The 16522-nt window shown below is 70.3% G+C and carries 16 protein-coding genes and 1 pseudogene; 9 read left to right on the plus strand and 8 right to left on the minus strand.

The window, feature by feature from the left end:
* The 5 genes and pseudogenes from N869_RS06845 to N869_RS06865 all read left to right on the plus strand — a co-directional run.
* A pseudogene (locus N869_RS06845) lies at window positions 1-917 on the plus strand (hypothetical protein); the annotation flags it as partial.
* 66 nt (window positions 918-983) lie between these two features.
* Complete coding sequence (trxB, locus tag N869_RS06850; protein WP_156968405.1) at window positions 984-1994, plus strand: thioredoxin-disulfide reductase; 1011 nt, start codon at window positions 984-986, stop codon at window positions 1992-1994.
* Window positions 1991-2317 (plus strand): thioredoxin, encoded by a 327-nt coding sequence (gene trxA, locus N869_RS06855; RefSeq protein ID WP_035059563.1) that lies wholly within the window; start codon window positions 1991-1993, stop codon window positions 2315-2317. The genes trxB and trxA overlap by 4 nt, the downstream gene beginning before the upstream one ends.
* 125 nt (window positions 2318-2442) lie before the next feature.
* Window positions 2443-3780, plus strand: coding sequence for an aminotransferase-like domain-containing protein (locus N869_RS06860; RefSeq protein WP_052105181.1), 1338 nt, complete (start codon window positions 2443-2445; stop codon window positions 3778-3780).
* Window positions 3777-4721, plus strand: coding sequence for a D-alanine--D-alanine ligase family protein (locus N869_RS06865; RefSeq protein WP_035059567.1), 945 nt, complete (start codon window positions 3777-3779; stop codon window positions 4719-4721). The genes N869_RS06860 and N869_RS06865 overlap by 4 nt, the downstream gene beginning before the upstream one ends.
* Before the next feature lie 118 nt (window positions 4722-4839).
* On the opposite strand, the gene N869_RS06870 is transcribed toward N869_RS06865, so the two are convergent.
* The 8 genes from N869_RS06870 to rpmH form a co-directional block, all read right to left on the minus strand.
* Window positions 4840-6105, minus strand: coding sequence for a ParB/RepB/Spo0J family partition protein (locus N869_RS06870; protein WP_035059569.1), 1266 nt, complete (start codon window positions 6103-6105; stop codon window positions 4840-4842).
* Complete coding sequence (locus N869_RS06875) at window positions 6105-7064, minus strand: ParA family protein (protein WP_332248754.1); 960 nt, start codon at window positions 7062-7064, stop codon at window positions 6105-6107. The genes N869_RS06870 and N869_RS06875 overlap by 1 nt, the downstream gene beginning before the upstream one ends.
* Before the next feature lie 200 nt (window positions 7065-7264).
* On the minus strand, window positions 7265-7984 hold the full coding sequence (gene rsmG, locus N869_RS06880; RefSeq protein ID WP_232229641.1) for a 16S rRNA (guanine(527)-N(7))-methyltransferase RsmG: 720 nt from the start codon (window positions 7982-7984) through the stop codon (window positions 7265-7267).
* A 183-nt stretch (window positions 7985-8167) separates the two neighbouring features.
* Window positions 8168-8689, minus strand: a complete 522-nt coding sequence (locus N869_RS06885; protein WP_156968404.1) for a Jag family protein — start codon at window positions 8687-8689, stop codon at window positions 8168-8170.
* A gap of 35 nt (window positions 8690-8724) precedes the next feature.
* Window positions 8725-9891, minus strand: a complete 1167-nt coding sequence (gene yidC, locus N869_RS06890; protein WP_035059573.1) for a membrane protein insertase YidC — start codon at window positions 9889-9891, stop codon at window positions 8725-8727.
* Entirely contained in the window at window positions 9888-10238 is a 351-nt protein-coding gene (yidD, locus tag N869_RS06895; protein WP_052105180.1) for a membrane protein insertion efficiency factor YidD, read from the minus strand. The genes yidC and yidD overlap by 4 nt, the downstream gene beginning before the upstream one ends.
* Window positions 10235-10597, minus strand: a complete 363-nt coding sequence (rnpA, locus tag N869_RS06900; RefSeq protein WP_035059575.1) for a ribonuclease P protein component — start codon at window positions 10595-10597, stop codon at window positions 10235-10237. Before rnpA ends, yidD begins: the two co-directional genes overlap by 4 nt.
* Window positions 10598-10603: 6 nt before the next feature.
* Complete coding sequence (gene rpmH, locus N869_RS16910; RefSeq protein ID WP_034225701.1) at window positions 10604-10741, minus strand: 50S ribosomal protein L34; 138 nt, start codon at window positions 10739-10741, stop codon at window positions 10604-10606.
* Between the two features lie 437 nt (window positions 10742-11178).
* Here rpmH and dnaA point away from each other — a divergent pair, with 437 nt between their 5' ends.
* The 4 genes from dnaA to recF all read left to right on the plus strand — a co-directional run bounded on the left by dnaA (window position 11179) and on the right by recF (window position 16411).
* Window positions 11179-12675 carry a chromosomal replication initiator protein DnaA gene (gene dnaA / locus N869_RS06905; protein WP_035059577.1) on the plus strand — a complete coding sequence of 499 codons (1497 nt, stop codon included), beginning with the start codon at window positions 11179-11181 and terminating at the stop codon, window positions 12673-12675.
* A gap of 456 nt (window positions 12676-13131) precedes the next feature.
* Window positions 13132-14262 carry a DNA polymerase III subunit beta gene (dnaN, locus tag N869_RS06910; RefSeq protein WP_035059579.1) on the plus strand — a complete coding sequence of 377 codons (1131 nt, stop codon included), beginning with the start codon at window positions 13132-13134 and terminating at the stop codon, window positions 14260-14262.
* Between the two features lie 45 nt (window positions 14263-14307).
* On the plus strand, window positions 14308-15201 hold the full coding sequence (gene gnd, locus N869_RS06915) for a phosphogluconate dehydrogenase (NAD(+)-dependent, decarboxylating) (protein ID WP_035059581.1): 894 nt from the start codon (window positions 14308-14310) through the stop codon (window positions 15199-15201).
* Window positions 15202-15208: 7 nt separating this feature from the next.
* Window positions 15209-16411, plus strand: a complete 1203-nt coding sequence (gene recF / locus N869_RS06920) for a DNA replication/repair protein RecF (RefSeq protein ID WP_035059591.1) — start codon at window positions 15209-15211, stop codon at window positions 16409-16411.
* The last annotated feature ends 111 nt before the right edge of the window (window positions 16412-16522 follow it).

The raw sequence follows: 16522 nt of genomic DNA on the forward strand, positions 1-16522 counted from the left end.
CAGCGACCGACGCCACCGCCAAGCAGGACGGCCCGCCCGCGCCGGCGCCTCGGCGCCCCGTCCCCGTGTCGTGGTCCTCGGTGCGTGACGCTCAGGACGAGGGCACGCAGGCACGTCCACCCAGCGTCGCCCCGGGTTCGGGTCGTTCCGGCTTCGAACCGCCGCTGCCCGGGTCCCCCGCCGCCGGGGACACGGCGGTCCTGCGCACGCAGCCACCCGAAGAGCGCGACGGCCAGCCGCTCGCAGCGCTCACCCGTCGCCGGTTCGATCCCACACCGTTCGTGCTCGGCGGGGTCGCGCTGCTGGTGCTGATCGGCATGATCTTCGCGTTCAACCGTTTGACCGCCCCCGCGCCACCGATCGGGGGAACGGACGGGTTCGGCAACGTGCAGGAGCACCGCACCCCCACCCCGAGCCCGACCGAGACCGAGGAGGAGCCCGAGCCCGAGCCGGAGCCGGAACCCGAGCCGGAGGAGCCCGAGGAGCCGACCGCCCCACCGGTCATCGCCTCCGGTGTCCAGCTCGACCCCCAGGGCGACGGCGACGAGCACCCCTATGCCGTGGACCGGGCCCTGGACGGTGACCCCACGACGTACTGGCTCACCCGCACGTACGTCTCGCCCACGTACGGGATGAAGGACGGCATCGGCTACGCCGTCACGCTCGAGGAGCCGGCGATGGTCCAGTCCGTGATGCTCGAGATCAACGGGTCCGGTGGCAACGTCGAGATCCGTGCCACCGACCCCCAGACGCCGACCGAGGGCGAGGTCCTGGCCTCGGGTCCCATGGGCCCCGGCACGGTGTACGAGTTCGACGAGCCCGTCGAGGCCGAGCACCTGGTCTTCTGGTTCACCGAGCTTCCCCAGACCCCTGACGGCCGCAACCGGGTCGAGCTCTACCTGGTCGAGCTGTCCTGACCGCTGCCGCCGCGGAACACCACGGGCACGGGCGGCGTTGACACGACGAGAACACGCTTGCGACGAATCGAGGACGCAGTGACACAGACCAGCGACCTGGTCATCATCGGCTCGGGCCCGGCGGGCTACACCGCCGCGGTGTACGCGGCCCGCGCGGGCCTGGACCCGGTGGTCGTCGCAGGTGCGGTGACCGCCGGTGGCGCCCTGATGAACACCACCGAGGTGGAGAACTTCCCCGGGTTCGTCGACGGGATCATGGGCCCGGAGCTCATGGAGAACATGCGCAAGCAGGCCGAGCGGTTCGGCGCCCGGATCATGTACGACGACGTCGTCGAGGCCGAGCTCACCGGCCCCGTCAAGACGATCCGCACCGGCAACGGTGACGTGCTCCGCGCCCGCGCGGTGATCCTCGCCACCGGGTCGGCCTACCGGGAGCTGGGCCTGCCCGACGAGAAGCGCCTGTCCGGTCACGGAGTGTCGTGGTGCGCCACGTGCGACGGGTTCTTCTTCCGCGGGCAGACGGTGGCCGTCGTCGGTGGGGGTGACTCCGCCGTCGAGGAGGCCACGTTCTTGACCCGCTTCGCTGAGAAGGTCGTGATGGTCCACCGGCGCGACGAGCTGCGCGCCTCGAAGATCATGGCCGACCGTGCGCACCAGGACCCCAAGATCGAGTTCGCGTGGAACAGCGAGGTCGTCGCGATCCACGGCGAGAGCAAGCTCACCGGCCTGACGCTGCGTGACACGGTGACCGGTGCCGAGCGGCACCTGGACGCCACCGGGCTGTTCGTGGCGATCGGGCACATCCCCCGCAACGAGCTGCTGCACGGACAGATCGCCCTGGACGAGAACGGGTACGTCCTCGTCGGGCAGGACGGTGCCCGCGGCACCGGGACCGACGTCGAGGGCGTGTTCGCGTGCGGTGACCTGGTGGACCACGTGTACCGGCAGGCGATCACCGCGGCCGGTACGGGCTGCGCCGCCGCGCTCGACGCCCAGCACTTCCTGGCGTCCCTGGTCGACGCCGTCGCACCCCCCAGCCCCGAGTCGTTGCCCGAGAAGATCGAGGAGACCCTGTGAGCACCGTTCCCGTCACCGACGCCACCTTCAAGTCCGAGGTCCTGGAGTCGACCGTCCCCGTGCTGGTCGACTTCTGGGCGCCGTGGTGCGGCCCGTGCCGGCAGGTGGCGCCCGTCCTCGAGGAGCTGTCGGACGTGTACGCAGGCCGTCTGACGGTCGCGAAGCTCAACACGGACGAGAACCCCGAGGTCACCGCGGCCTACGGGATCACCTCGATCCCCACGATCAACATCTACTCGGGCGGGGAGATCGTGAAGCAGATCGTCGGCGCACGTCCCAAGCCGGCTCTGGTCACCGAGATCGAGGACGTCCTGTCCTCCTGAGGTCCTGCATGACGACGGCCCGGTCCCTCTCGAGGGGCCGGGCCGTCGTCATGCTGTGAAATGCCCACCGCCTGCAGGTGCGCACGTGGCAGACTCGGCGCATGACACCCGATCACGGCGACCGGATGGGGCAGGTGACTCCTGCCTCCGGCAGCGCCGCCCCAGTGGAACGCCCGCCGAGCGGGACCCGTCTCGACCCGTGGCTCGGCTCCTACGCCGACCGCACCCACGGGATGCGCGCGTCAGAGATCCGCGCACTGTTCGCCGTCGCGAACCGGCCCGAGGTCGTCTCGCTCGCCGGCGGCATGCCGAACCTCGCCGGTCTGCCCCTGGACGACCTCGCCGAGTCGGCGCAACGCCTGGTGGCCAGCCGTGGCCAGACGGCCCTGCAGTACGGCTCCGGCCAGGGCGACCAGACGTTGCGTGAGCAGATCCTGGACGTGATGCGCCTGGAGGGGATCTCGGCCCACCCCGACGACGTCGTCGTGACGACCGGCTCCCAGCAGGCGCTGGACCTGGTGACCCGGCTGTTCATCAACCCCGGGGACGTGATCGTCGCCGAGGCCCCCAGCTACGTGGGCGCCCTGGGGGTGTTCCGCGCCTACGAGGCTGACGTGGTGCACGTCCCGCTCGACGCGCACGGCCTGGTGCCCGAGGCCCTCGAAGAGACGCTCACCCGGCTGGCGGCACAGGGCCGGACGGTGAAGTTCCTGTACTCGGTGCCCAACTTCCACAACCCTGCCGGGGTGACCCTCAGCCGCGAACGTCGGCCCCGCATCCTGGAGATCGCCCGTCGTCACGGTGTCCTCCTGGTCGAGGACAACCCGTACGGTCTGCTCGGCTTCTCCGGTGACCCACTGCCCGCGATGCGGTCGATGGAGGCCGACGGCGTCATCTACCTCGGGTCCTTCTCCAAGACCTTCGCCCCGGGGTACCGCGTCGGATGGGCGGTGGCGCCGCACGCCGTCCGCGAGAAGCTGGTCCTCGCGAGCGAGTCCGCGATCCTGTGCCCGTCCAACGCGTCACAGCTCGCGATCTCGACGTACCTGACCGAGCACGACTGGAAGGGGCAGATCAAGTCCTTCCGTGAGATGTACCGGGAGCGGCGGGACGCGATGATCGGTGCCCTCAAGGAGCACGTCCCGGATGCGTCCTGGACGGTCCCGGACGGCGGCTTCTACACGTGGGTCCGGCTCCCGGACGGTCTGAACGCCCAGGCGATGCTTCCGCGGGCGATCACCGCGCTGGTCGCCTACGTCTCCGGTACTGCCTTCTACGCCGACGGTCAGGGAGCCGATCACATGAGACTGTCCTTCTGCTACCCCACACCCGACCGCATCCGGGAAGGTGTGCGGCGGCTCGCCGGGGTCATCTCTGCCGAGCGTGAGCTGGTGGAGATCTTCGGCACGGGCACGGGGCCCGAGCGCCGGATCGTCGAGCCGCCCGCCCCGGACCTCGCATGAGCGGGCCCACGGTGCTGGTCCTTGCCGGAGGCTTGTCGCACGAGCGCGACGTGTCGCTGAGGTCGGGCCGACGGGTCGCCGAGGCGTTGCGGTCGACGGGTGTGGACGTCTCCGTCCACGACGTCGACGCCGACCTCCTGCCCCTCCTGGACGAGGTGCGCCCGGCTCTCGTGTGGCCACTGCTGCACGGGGCCAGTGGTGAGGACGGCTCGGTCAAGGACGTGCTCGAGATGTGCGGGCTGCCCTACGTCGGTGCGGACCCGCGCGCGAGCCGTCTGGCGTGGAGCAAGCCCGTGACCAAGACCCTCGTGGCGTCGGCAGGTCTCCACACGCCCAGGTTCGTCACCTTGCCCCAGAGCCTGTTCCGCGAGCTCGGGGCGAACCAGGTGCTCTCGACGGTGACCTCGGGCCTGGGCCTGCCGCTCGCGGTCAAGCCCTCGCGGGGCGGCTCCGCACTCGGTGTGACGATCGTCCGCACCGCTGACGAGCTGCCGCGGGCGATGGTCGGCTCGTTCGCCTACGGGGACACCGCACTGATAGAGGAAGCCGTGGACGGAACCGAGGTCGCCGTGAGCGTGGTGGACACCGGTGACGGACCGCACGCACTGCCACCGGTGGAGATCGTCACCGACGGGTCCTACGACTACGACGCGCGGTACGTCCCGGGGCGTACCGAGTACTTCACCCCGGCGCGCCTCTCGGACGAGGTCACGGCCGAGGTCTGTCGCGTCGCCGTGCAGGTGCACCGCACCCTCGGGCTGCGTCACCTGTCACGGACCGACCTCATTCTCGACCCGGCCGGCCAGGCGCAGGTGCTCGACGTGAACACCGCGCCGGGTATGACCGAGACCTCTCTCCTCCCCCAGGCGGCGGTCGCCGCTGGGCACGACCTGGGTCAGCTCTACGGCGCGATCGTCGAGGCGGCTCTGGCGCAGTCCTGACCCACGATCCTCAACGCACGAAGGGCGGGGTTTCACGTGAAACCCCGCCCTTCGTGCGTGTGCGTGACGCGCCGTCGTCAGCCCGTCAGCCTCTCATCGACGGTTCCACGTGAAACCGTCACTTCAGCAGGCCCGGGTCGTCCGGTGAGAACGTCGCCAGGATCCGGTTGAGGTCCTGGACCGAGGCGAACTCGACGGTGAGCCGGCCCTTGCTCTTGCCGAGGGCGATCTTCACGCGGGTCTCGAACTTGTCCGAGAGCCGCCCAGCGAGCTCATCCAGCGCGGCGTTCCGATCCCCTGCCCGCGGGCGGGGACGTGGTCCGGGCTTCTCCTCGTCCCCGCCAAGAGTCACGATCTCCTCGGTGGCACGCACCGAGAGCCCCTCGGCGACGATGCGCTGCGCCAGACGCTCCATCGCCGCGCCGTCAGCGAGGCCCAGGAGCGCACGAGCATGTCCCGCCGACAGCACACCGGCGGCGACGCGCCGCTGCACCAGCGGTGGCAACCGCAGCAACCGTAGGGTGTTCGAGATCTGGGGCCGTGACCGGTGGATGCGCTGCGCGAGCTCGTCGTGCGTGCACTCGAAGTCGTCGAGCAGCTGCCGATAGGCAGCCGCCTCTTCGAGCGGGTTCAGCTGACTGCGGTGCAGGTTCTCGAGGAGCGCATCCCGCAGCAGGTCGCTGTCATCCGTCTCGCGAATGATCGCCGGAATGGCGTCGAGCCCTGCCGCTTGGGTCGCGCGCCACCTCCGCTCACCCATGATGAGCTCGAACTGGACGTCGTCGCCCTCCACCGGCCGCACGACGACAGGCTGGAGCACACCGATCTCGCGGATCGAGCCCACCAGCTCGTCCAGCTCTTCTTCGTCGAAGACCGACCGTGGCTGCCGCGGGTTCGCGCGGATCGCACCGACGGGAACCTCTGCGAAGCGCGCGCCGGGAACGGGAACCAGGTCATGCTGGGCGCCCGTTTCACGTGAAACGGGGAGCTCCCGCTCCACCGCAGGCTCGACCGCGTCTGGAGGGGGGCCATCATCCGGGGGCTCGGTGGCGGTGCCACTCCCCTCCCCCACCGTCTGTACCCCCGGCTCGCTCGGAGGTCCCGTGACGTCGAACGGCGCACCTGGGTGCTGCGATGGCATCTCGGACCCCGACCGGTCAGACGCGTCGTCCGCCGGCACTACCGCCTCCACCTCCGGGCGAACACCGGACCCGGACGTGCCGTCCTCCTCAAGGGGCACGGCCGCCGGTCCGACTGCCCCGTGCGCACCCGGCTCACGCTGAGCCCCGGGGAAGAACACATCGACAGGACGGTCATCGCCCGTCGGGAGGTTCGGGATCAGTGCACCCAGCCCCCGACCGAGCCCACGTCGCTTCTCTGCCATCACATGCCTTCCGCTGTGGCCGGCTGCTCCTGCGCACCGCGGCCCGATCCTGCCGTCCGGGCGCTCCAGCCGGCGTCAGGCGCGCCTCGGTCGGCGATCTCCCGTGCTGCGGCGAGGTAGGACAGCGCACCTGTCGAACCCGGGTCGTAGGTCATCACCGTCTGGCCGTAGCTGGGCGCCTCCGAGATCCGCACCGACCGTGGCACGGTGGTGGCCAACGTCTGGTCGGGGAAGTGCTGGCGTACCTCGGACGCGACCTGCTGCGCCAGGTTCGTCCGGGCGTCATACATCGTCAAGATGATCGTCGACACGTGCAGCCGGGGGTTCAGGTGGTTCCGGATCAGCTGGACGTTCTTGAGCAGCTGGCTCAGGCCTTCCAGCGCGTAGTACTCGCACTGGATCGGGATCAGGACCTCCCGGGCGGCGACGAACGCGTTCACCGTGAGCAGGCCGAGGCTCGGTGGGCAGTCGATGAACACGTAGTCCAGCCGCGGCAGCCCCACGCGGTCGCGATGCTCCAGGTACGCGTCGATCGCGTTGCGGAGCCGGTTCTCACGGGCGACGAGCGACACGAGCTCGATCTCTGCACCGGAGAGGTCGATCGTGGCCGGCGCACACTGCAGGCGTGGGATCTCCGGCACGTCCTGGATGACCTCAGCGAGGTCCTCCCCCTCGACGAGCACCTCGTAGACGGAGGGGGTACCGGCGCGGTGCTCGATCGCCAGCGCAGTCGAGGCGTTGCCCTGGGGGTCGTTGTCGATGACCAGCACGTGCAGGCCGGACTGCGCGAGGGCCGCAGCGAGGTTCACGGCGGTCGTGGTCTTGCCCACCCCGCCCTTCTGGTTGGCGATCGTGAACACGCGCGTGCGGTCCGGACGCGGGAACCTCCGGCCGGCGAGGTCGATCCGCCGACGTGCGTCAGCGGCGAGCTGGGCAGCCAGTGGGGTCGACTCGTCCACTGCGGGCAGGCTCTCGATGAGCGCTGCCCTGCGTTCCTCTTCCGTCCACCCGGCCGTTTCACGTGAAACACCGTCTGGGGGGAAGGCGTGCTGATGATCCACCACGTCTCCTGTCATCGTGTGTCCTTATCCTGCCAGCCGCACAGGCCCCACCGTCACCGCCCCGCCGCCGGACGGTGTTGCCACCGTTGCCGCGGTGCTCAACGAGCGCGTCGACGACGGCCCTTCCGCGCGTCCGCGGTGCCCTGCACCGTCGTCCTCACGTGCGCGCGGACCATCCGGACCACGGTTGTCGCTTCCACGCCGTCGATCGTCGGAGCCACCAGGACCTCCCGCTCCTCACCGACCCCCAGGGCGGTGAGCACCGACGCGGCGTCCTCCACCTCCTGGGCCGCCCTCTGGCCCTTGAGGGCCAGGAGCGCTCCTCCCTGTCGCAAGAGAGGCACCGACCACTGTGCCAGGCGGTCGAGAGGAGCGACGGCACGAGCGGTCACCGCGGCTGCCTCGACCTGGCCATGCATCTCCTCCGCGCGCCCGCGGACCACCCGGACGTTGGGCAGGCCGAGCTCGCTCACCACCTCTTCCAGCCAGGTGGTGCGACGAAGCATGGTCTCGATCAGGACCACCTCGGTGCGGGGCCTCATCGCAGCGATCACGATGCCCGGCAGGCCTGCGCCACTGCCGACGTCGACCACAGGGCCGTCCTCAGGGAGGAACTGGACCACCGACGCGGAGTTCAGCAGGTGGCGGTCCCAGAGCCGACCGACCTCACGTGGACCGAGCAGGCCGCGCTGCACCCCAGCGTCTGCCAGGAGGTCGTGGAATCCGCGCACCTGCTCGAAGGCGTCCCCGAAGTACGCGCGCAGCGCATCGAGTCCGACGGCCGGACCGATGCCCGGCGCCTGATGCGGATCACTCACAGCAGCTCTTCTCCCTGCATCTGACTCTCCACCTGGTAGAGGCTCGACGTGGTCGTCGTGCCCTGCTGGTCGGCACTCCCGGTACACGGCCGCCCGGGCATGGTTCCACGTGAAACGCTGCGGGGCGCGTGCCCCGTGGACACGCGCCCCGCGAACCGCGACCGTCCCAGGGACGGATGAGACCTACTCCCCCGCGGGACGGACCACCACGTGCCGGTCGGGCTCCACGCCGTCGCTGTCCGAGACGAGGCCCGCCGCCGCCACCGCGTCATGGACGACCTTGCGTTCGAACGGGTTCATCGGCTCCATCGCCACCGGCGCGCCGGTCTCCTTCACCTCGGCGATGACGACCTCGGCCCGCGCCGTGAGCTCCGCACGGCGCCTGGCCCGGAACCCGGCGATGTCGAGCATCAGCCGGCTCCGGTCGCCCGTCTTCGCCTGGACGGCCAGGCGCGTCAGCTCCTGCACCGCATCCAGGACCTCACCGTCGGTGCCCACCAGCCGGCGCAGCGCCGTGTCCGAGCCGTCCTCCGAGACGATCTCGACCGCGGCCCGCCCGTGGTCGACATCGATGTCGATGTCGCCATCCAGGTCGGCGATGTCGAGCAGCTCCTCGAGGTAGTCCGCTGCGATCTCCCCCTCCTCCTCCAGGCGGCGGGTGAGGTCGCTGTCGTTGGCGTCGGCAGAGGCCGTCGTGTCACTCATGGTTGTCTCCTTCGGACCGGACGGACTGGCCGCCGTCATCTCGTGGGGCCGGACGAACCCTTGCCCTTGCGCTTCTTCTTCGCCCCCGCAGTCGGCTTGGGTCCACCCGAGCCTCCCTGCTGCGCGCCGCCGCCGGACGGCTTGTCGCCCCCGGCCGCGCGGTCCGTGCCACCGCCGGCGTCCGGGTCGCCCGCCGGTGCAGGTCCGGTCTCGTCGGTGGGCGAACCCGCGGGCGTCGCCCCCTTGGCGCGGTCCTTGCGCTTGGGCTGCTGTCGCTGGCCACGCGGCTTCTCGGGCGCCGGGGCTGGCTTGTCCTCCTCGAGCACGATGCCCTTGGCCGCTGCCTTCCTGGCGCGTCGCTCCTTGAGCGCACGCTCGGCTTCCGAGCCCGGGGTCGGGTTGCGGCGGATCACGTAGAACTGCTGCCCCATCGACCACAGGTTCGTCGTCGTCCAGTAGATCAGCACACCGATCGGGAAGTTCACGCCCGTGACCAGGAAGATGAACGGCAGCAGGTAGAGCAGGAGCTTCTGCTGCTGGGCCATCGGGCCCTGCAGGGCCGTGGCCGGCATGTTCTTCTGCGTCAGCTGCTTCTGGGTGAAGAACGTCGTGGCGGACATCGCGACGATGAGGACGGCCGCGACGATCTTGACGCTCATCTCGTCCGACGCCAGGAACCAGTCCGACAGGCGCGCGCCGAACAGCGTGGCCTCGGTGAACTCGTCCGCGAGGTCACGCGTCAGCGGTCCGATCTGGTCCCGCGGGTAGGCGTTCTCCTCGTCGGGGTCCATCGCGAGCCGCGGCATGTTGTAGAGCACGCGGAACAGCGCGAAGAAGATCGGGGACTGCGCGAGGATCGGCAGGCAGGACGCGAACGGGTTGGTCCCGTGCTTGCGGTACAGCTCCATGGTCTCCCGGCTCATCGCCTCACGCGAGGCCGGGTCGGACTTGCCCTTGTACTTCTTCTGGATCTTCTGCAGGTCCGGTGCGATCAGCTGCATCCCACGGGAGGCCTTGATCTGCTTGACGAAGAGCGGGATCAGGACGATCCGCATCACGATGACCAGACCGACGATGGACAACGCCCACGCGAGGCCGGTCTCCCCCGGGATCCCCAGCACCACGAACAGGTCGTGGAACCGGACCATGATCCAGGCCACCACCACCTTCAGCGGCATCAGGACTGTGTCGATCCAGCTCATCGCTCGGGGCTCCTCGTGGATGGTGCGTCGTACCCGTCGGGCAGGTCGTGCAGGTCGGACCCGCGGGCTGGGGGGACGTCGTCGACGCCGCCGGCCGTCCAGGGGTGGCATCGTCCCAGCCGCCGCACGGCGAGCCACGCCCCGCGGGCGGCGCCATGGCGCTGCACCGCGATGACGGCGTACTGGGAACAGCTCGGGTAGTACCGGCAGGTGGGCCCTGTCAGCGGTGACACGAACACCTGGTAGAACCGGAGCGGCAGCAGCAGCAGGAGGCGCGGAACGGTGCGCCATCCCCGGCGGTGGCGCTGCGCGGGCCGCGTCGTCACGGCGGCGGCGGGTGCGGTCATGACCGGGCCGCCCGCGAGGACGAGCGCGCGACGGCCGCCCGGAGCGCGCCCTGGTAGTCCGCGGCGATCTGCTCGTAGGCACTCGTGCCCGCCCGTGGGAGCGCACGCACGACGACGTCGCTGCCCGTGGGCAGCGCGTCGATGTCGGCGAGCACCACTGCGCGCAACCTCCGCTTCACCCGGTTACGGACCACGGCGTTCCCGACGGAGCGGGCGACGACGAGCCCGACGTGGCTGCCGGTACGGCCGGTACCCGCACGGCAGTGCACCACCAGGGTGTCACGGCCGGCACGGGAGCCCTGCCTGATGGTGGCCCTGAACTCCTGTCCATGGCGCATCCTCAGGTGGGCGGGCAGCACCTCGGGTCAGGCGGACAGCTCGGTACGGCCCTTACGGCGCCGTGCCGCGAGGATCGCCCGGCCGGCTCGGGTGCGCATGCGCAGACGGAACCCATGGGTCTTGGCCCGGCGCCGGTTGTTCGGCTGGAAAGTGCGCTTCGACACGTCAGACTCCACTACGTCGGTTCAGGTCACCGTCGGCTCGACGGACACTCGGGCGTACTGGGCTCCACCGACCGGCGCATCACTGGTGGGGAGCCAAGCCGTCTCGCGTGCGGGCACACGAATCGGAGCCGTTCAGAACGGCTTGGCAACGATACGTGGCCTGGTCGAGCCGGTCAAACCCTGACCGCTGGAACCCTCCGTGCCCCTTGCCGGACGCTTCCCGGCCCCTACGAGCCCGGTCATCCCCTGACTTGTCCCCAACCTGTGGACGACGGGGAGTGACCTCCCCGCTCCGTCGAGCACGCCCACCGCACAAGATCAGCGGTGTCATGCCTGGTCCGCCTGAGCACACAGCTTGTGGACAAAGGTGTGGATCGTGGCTCACCATGCGAGTCTTCGGCACGGATCCCCGGCCGTCGAACGCAAGCGTCAGGAGCATGCAGGTGCCAGCACAGGACCTCCCGATCGCCGAGGTGTGGGACCAGGCGATCAGCCGGATCGAGGGCGACCCGGCCACGAGCGCCCAGCAGCTGGCGTTCATCCGGCTGGTACGCCCCATGGGCCTGCTGGACGACACCGTCCTGCTGGCCGTGGGCAACGAGTTCACCAAGGACTACCTCGAGTCACGCGTGCGCACCGAGCTCACCCGTGCGCTGAGCGCGGTGCTGGACCAGCAGGTGCGGTTCGCGGTGACGGTCGATCCCGCGCTGGACGTCGACGGACGCGCGCCCTCGGCGCAGACCGCGGGCCGCGCCGAGGGCCACACCGTCCAGGGCCCGGAGCATCGACCCGTGCCGTCCGAGCAGCTGGAGGACGACGACGAGCAGTACGTACCTCGCCCCACCCGGCCCTTCTCGTTCGACACCGGGGGCGGGCGGGCGCAGAAGCAGAACGTGGAGCCGGCGCGTCTGAACCCGAAGTACCTGTTCGAGACGTTCGTCATCGGCTCGTCCAACCGGTTCGCGCACGCCGCTGCGGTCGCGGTGGCCGAGGCGCCGGCCAAGGCCTACAACCCGCTGTTCATCTACGGCGACTCCGGACTGGGCAAGACCCACCTGCTGCACGCGATCGGCCACTACGCGTTCTCGCTGTACCCGGGCGTGCGGGTCAGGTATGTGAACTCCGAGGAGTTCACCAACGACTTCATCAACTCCATCAGCGAGGGCCGAGCAGGTGCGTTCCAGCGCCGCTACCGGGACGTGGACCTGCTCCTCATCGACGACATCCAGTTCCTTCAGGGCAAGGAGCAGACGATGGAGGAGTTCTTCCACACCTTCAACACGCTCCACAACGCCAACAAGCAGGTGGTCATCACCTCTGACCTCCCGCCCAAGCAGCTCAACGGGTTCGAGGACCGCATGCGGTCCCGCTTCGAGTGGGGCCTCATCACCGACGTCCAGCCACCGGACCTCGAGACCCGGATCGCGATCCTGCGCAAGAAGGCCGGCAACGAGAACCTCCAGGCGCCCGACGACGTCCTGGAGTACATCGCCTCGAAGATCTCGACGAACATCCGTGAGCTCGAGGGTGCGCTGATCCGGGTGACCGCGTTCGCGAACCTCAACCGCCAGCAGGTCGACCTGGCCCTGGCCGAGATCGTGCTCAAGGACCTCATCACCGACGAGGACACCGCCGAGATCACCGCTGCGGCGATCATCGCCCAGACCGCGAACTACTTCGGGTTGTCCATCGACGACCTGTGCGGCTCGTCCCGGTCACGGGTGCTGGTCACCGGACGCCAGATCGCCATGTACCTGTGCCGGGAGCTGACGGACATGAGCCTGCCGAAGATCGGGCAGCAGTTCGGGGGCCGGGACCACACGACCGTCATGCACGCGAACCGGAAGATCCGCGAGCTGATGGCCGAGCGGCGGTCCATCTACAACCAGGTCACCGAGCTCACCAACAGGATCAAGCAGCAACACCGCGGGTGACTCCCCTCGACGGCGATGTTCACACCTGTGGACATACCTGTGGATGGCAGTGGACAGACCCCGGTCCCGGTGTGGACGAGAACCCACCATTCGGTGGACGGCCGGTGGACTCCTGATGACGATCCACCGCCCCGCCGGGTTGTCGACAGGGCCGTCCCCACCCGGTCCACACCACCGGCGAGGACGTGACCTGGGACCGGACGGGCTTTCCACACTCTCCACAACACCGATGACAACGACGAACCTAGTTCTCCAAGGGGATCCACAGCGCCTTCGAAGGTTGGCGCACGACGAGGAAGCCGCGACCGGCGGCGACCCGGGCCCGGTGCTGCCGTGCACCGGTGCACTCGCGTACTGTGCTCACCAGATCAGGACGACCGCGCCTGCCCGGTGACCACCAGACCTCGGTGAGCCCGCACGGTGCCGGTCCTCGCACGTTTGCCGAAGGGATCGCAGATGAGGTTCAGGGTCGAACGCGACGTCCTCGCCGAGGCGGTCACATGGACGGCGCGCTCCCTGCCCACCAGACCACCGGTCCCGGTCCTCGCCGGTGTCCGGCTCGAGGCGGACTCCACCGGTGTCGTGCAGCTGTCGAGCTTCGACTACGAGGTCTCGGCCCGCTCCCAGATCGCCGCCGACGTGGTCGAGGCTGGCAGCGTCCTGGTCTCCGGCCGCCTGCTCGCCGAGATCTCCCGGGCGCTTCCCGCTCGTCCCGTGGACGTGGTGCTCGAGGGCTCCAAGGTCACCGTCACCTGCGGGGCGAGCCGGTTCACGCTCCTCACCATGCCCGTGGACGAGTACCCGGCGCTGCCCGCGATGCCGGACGTCGTGGGAACGATCCCGGGCGGTGAGCTCACCGAGGCCGTGGCCCAGGTGACCGTCGCGGCCAGCCGGGACGACACCCTCCCGCTGCTGACCGGTGTGCGTATGGAGATCGAGGGCGAGAAGATCACCATGCTCGCCACCGACCGCTACCGCCTGGCACTGCGCGAGGTCAGCTGGCACCCGGCGACTCCGGGGATGGAGGCCGTCGCGCTGGTGCGTGCCCGCACCCTGTCGGACGCCGCCAAGTCCCTCGGTGGGTCGGACCAGGTCACCGTCGCGCTGTCGACCGGGGCCGGGGTGGACCTCATCGGGTTCGAGGCCGGCGGACGACACACCACCTCGCTCCTCGTCGACGGCGACTACCCCGCGGTGCGTCGCCTGTTCCCCGACGAGACCCCGATCCACGCGGTCGTGCCCCGTCAGGCTCTGACCGAGGCGGCACGACGTGTCTCCCTGGTCGCCGAGCGCAACACCCCCATCCGTCTCGCGTTCAGCGAGGGACAGGTGGTGCTGGACGCCGGTCAGGGCGACGACGCGCAGGCGTCCGAGGCCCTGGAGGCGGCTCTGACCGGCGAGGACATCACCGTGGCGTTCAACCCGCAGTTCCTCCTGGACGGTCTGGGTGCGTTGTCGACGGACTTCGTCCGGCTCTCGTTCACCCACCCGAGCAAGCCGGTGGAGTTCACCGGCCAGGGCTCGCTCGAGGGCGAGGACGACACCCGGTACCGGTACCTGCTGGTGCCGATCCGGTTCGCGTCCTGACCGGACCCGGCTGAGACTGGGGGAACGCGACCCGAGGAGGCACCCGTGCACATCGGCCTGGTGGGACTGGGACGTATGGGCGCCAACATGCGCGCACGTCTGCGTGGCCGCGGCATCGACGTCACCGGGATGGACCGTGACCCGTCCGTCGCGGACGTCGCGACCCTGCCTGAGCTGGTCCGGGCGCTGGGTCCAGGGCCCCGGGTGGTGTGGGTGATGGTGCCGTCCGGGGAGCCGACCCGGGCCGTCGTCGACGAGCTCGCCGGACTCCTGAGCAGCGGTGACGTGGTGGTCGAGGGTGGGAACTCCCACTACGGGGACGACCGTGTGCACGCCGAGGCGCTCGCACGGCGCGGGATCGGGTACGTCGACGTGGGGGTCTCCGGTGGCGTCTGGGGACGGGAGAACGGGTACGGCCTCATGGCCGGCGGGTCCGAGGAGCACGTCGCGCTGCTCATGCCGGTGTTCGACGCCCTCAGGCCGGACGGACCTCGGGACGAGGGCTTCGTGCATGCGGGCGGCGTGGGTGCGGGGCACTACGCGAAGATGGTCCACAACGGCATCGAGTACGGGCTGATGCAGGCCTATGCCGAGGGGTTCGAGCTGCTCACCGCCCAGGACCTGGTCACGGACGTGACCGGGACGATGAAGGCGTGGAGCCGTGGGACCGTGGTCCGCTCGTGGTTGCTGGACCTCCTGGTCGCGGCGCTGGAGGAGGACCCCGAGCTGGGGACGATCGACGACTTCGTGGAGGACTCCGGCGAAGGGAGGTGGACGGTGGACGAGGCGATCGACCGTGCCGTCCCGCTCCCGGTGATCTCTGCGGCGCTGTTCGCGCGGTTCGCCTCGCGCCAGGGCGCCTCCCCGGCGATGAAGGCCGTGGCTGCGTTGCGTCAGCAGTTCGGTGGGCACGCCACCCGTCCCGTACCTCCAGGGTGAGCCGCACGTGCACGTGAGCCACCTGTCGTTGACCGACTACCGCTCCTACGAGCAGGTCGACCTCACCCTGGGACCCGGCGTGACCGCCTTCGTGGGACCCAACGGGCAGGGCAAGACGAATCTCGTCGAGGCCGTGGGCTACGTCGCGACGCTCGGCAGCCACCGCGTGGCCTCCGACGCGGCCCTGGTCAGGGCGGGGGCGCCCCGCGCGGTGGTGCGGTTGCGTGTGGCACGCGGCGACCGGTCCACGTTGGTGGAGCTGGAGCTGAACCCGGGGCGCGCCAACCGGGCACAGGTGAACCGGTCGCCGGTGCGCCGGCCGCGGGACGTGCTGGGGATCGTGCGGACGGTGCTGTTCGCGCCGGAGGACCTGGCGCTGGTCAAGGGCGACCCGGACGGTCGCCGCAGGTTCCTGGACGACCTCGCGGTGCAGGTCTCGCCCCGGTTGGCGGGGGTGCTGACCGACTACGACCGGGTGCTGCGCCAGCGCGGGGCGTTGTTGAAGTCGGCGGGTGGCGCGCGTCGTGGCAGGGGCGCTCCGCCGGACCTGCGGACCCTGGACGTGTGGGATGCGAAGCTCGCGCAGGTCGGTGCCCAGGTGCTCGCGGCCCGGGTGCGGCTGGTCGAGCACCTGCGCCCGCACGTGGCACGCGCGTACGAGCAGGTCAGCGGCGGCCAGGGGGCGGCGGTGACGGGGTACCGCTCGTCGCTGGTGGCCCCCTCGGGTCAGGTACCGGTGGACGCCGAGCCGCAGGTCCCGCACGTGGGTGCCACCACCGACGCGTTGGAGGCCGCGATCCTCGAGGCGCTGGCCCGGGTGCGCGGTCAGGAGATCGACCGGGGCGTGAACCTCGTCGGCCCGCACCGTGACGACCTCTTGCTGCACCTGGGTGGTCTTCCCGCCAAGGGGTACGCGAGCCACGGGGAGTCGTGGTCCTTCGCGTTGGCTCTGCGGCTCGCGTCGTTCGAGCTCCTCACGCACGGCACCGAGGACGACGCCGTCGCCGGGTGGGGTGAGGGGACCGAGCCGGTGCTCGTCCTGGACGACGTGTTCGCCGAGCTGGACCAGCGTCGTCGTGGCCGGCTGGCCGAGCTCGTCGGCCGGGCCGAGCAGGTCCTGGTGACCGCTGCGGTCGGGGAGGACGTCCCTTCCGAGCTCAAGGGTGCGCGGGTCGACGTCCTGGACGGCACGGTGTCCCGTGCCGGGTGAGCAGGAGGCGCCGCGGCCGGTGGACCCGACCCGGCCGATCGCCGAGCAGCTGGGGCTGACGCCGGCGTCGGAGGTCGCACGGGCGGCGCTGAACCGCGCGAAGGCCGCGGC

The organism is Cellulomonas bogoriensis 69B4 = DSM 16987, assembly GCF_000767165.1.
Lineage (GTDB): Bacteria > Actinomycetota > Actinomycetes > Actinomycetales > Cellulomonadaceae > Actinotalea > Actinotalea bogoriensis.

What these genes read in the sequence shown, in the direction of transcription:
- N869_RS06860 (WP_052105181.1), top strand. Translation starts at nt 2,443, where the DNA reads ATGGGGCAGGTGACTCCTGCCTCCGGCAGCGCCGCCCCAGTGGAACGC.
- N869_RS06865 (WP_035059567.1), top strand. Translation starts at nt 3,777, where the DNA reads ATGAGCGGGCCCACGGTGCTGGTCCTTGCCGGAGGCTTGTCGCACGAG.
- N869_RS06870 (WP_035059569.1), bottom strand. Translation starts at nt 6,105, where the DNA reads ATGGCAGAGAAGCGACGTGGGCTCGGTCGGGGGCTGGGTGCACTGATC.
- N869_RS06885 (WP_156968404.1), bottom strand. Translation starts at nt 8,689, where the DNA reads ATGAGTGACACGACGGCCTCTGCCGACGCCAACGACAGCGACCTCACC.
- yidC (WP_035059573.1), bottom strand. Translation starts at nt 9,891, where the DNA reads ATGAGCTGGATCGACACAGTCCTGATGCCGCTGAAGGTGGTGGTGGCC.
- yidD (WP_052105180.1), bottom strand. Translation starts at nt 10,238, where the DNA reads ATGACCGCACCCGCCGCCGCCGTGACGACGCGGCCCGCGCAGCGCCAC.
- dnaA (WP_035059577.1), top strand. Translation starts at nt 11,179, where the DNA reads ATGCAGGTGCCAGCACAGGACCTCCCGATCGCCGAGGTGTGGGACCAG.
- dnaN (WP_035059579.1), top strand. Translation starts at nt 13,132, where the DNA reads ATGAGGTTCAGGGTCGAACGCGACGTCCTCGCCGAGGCGGTCACATGG.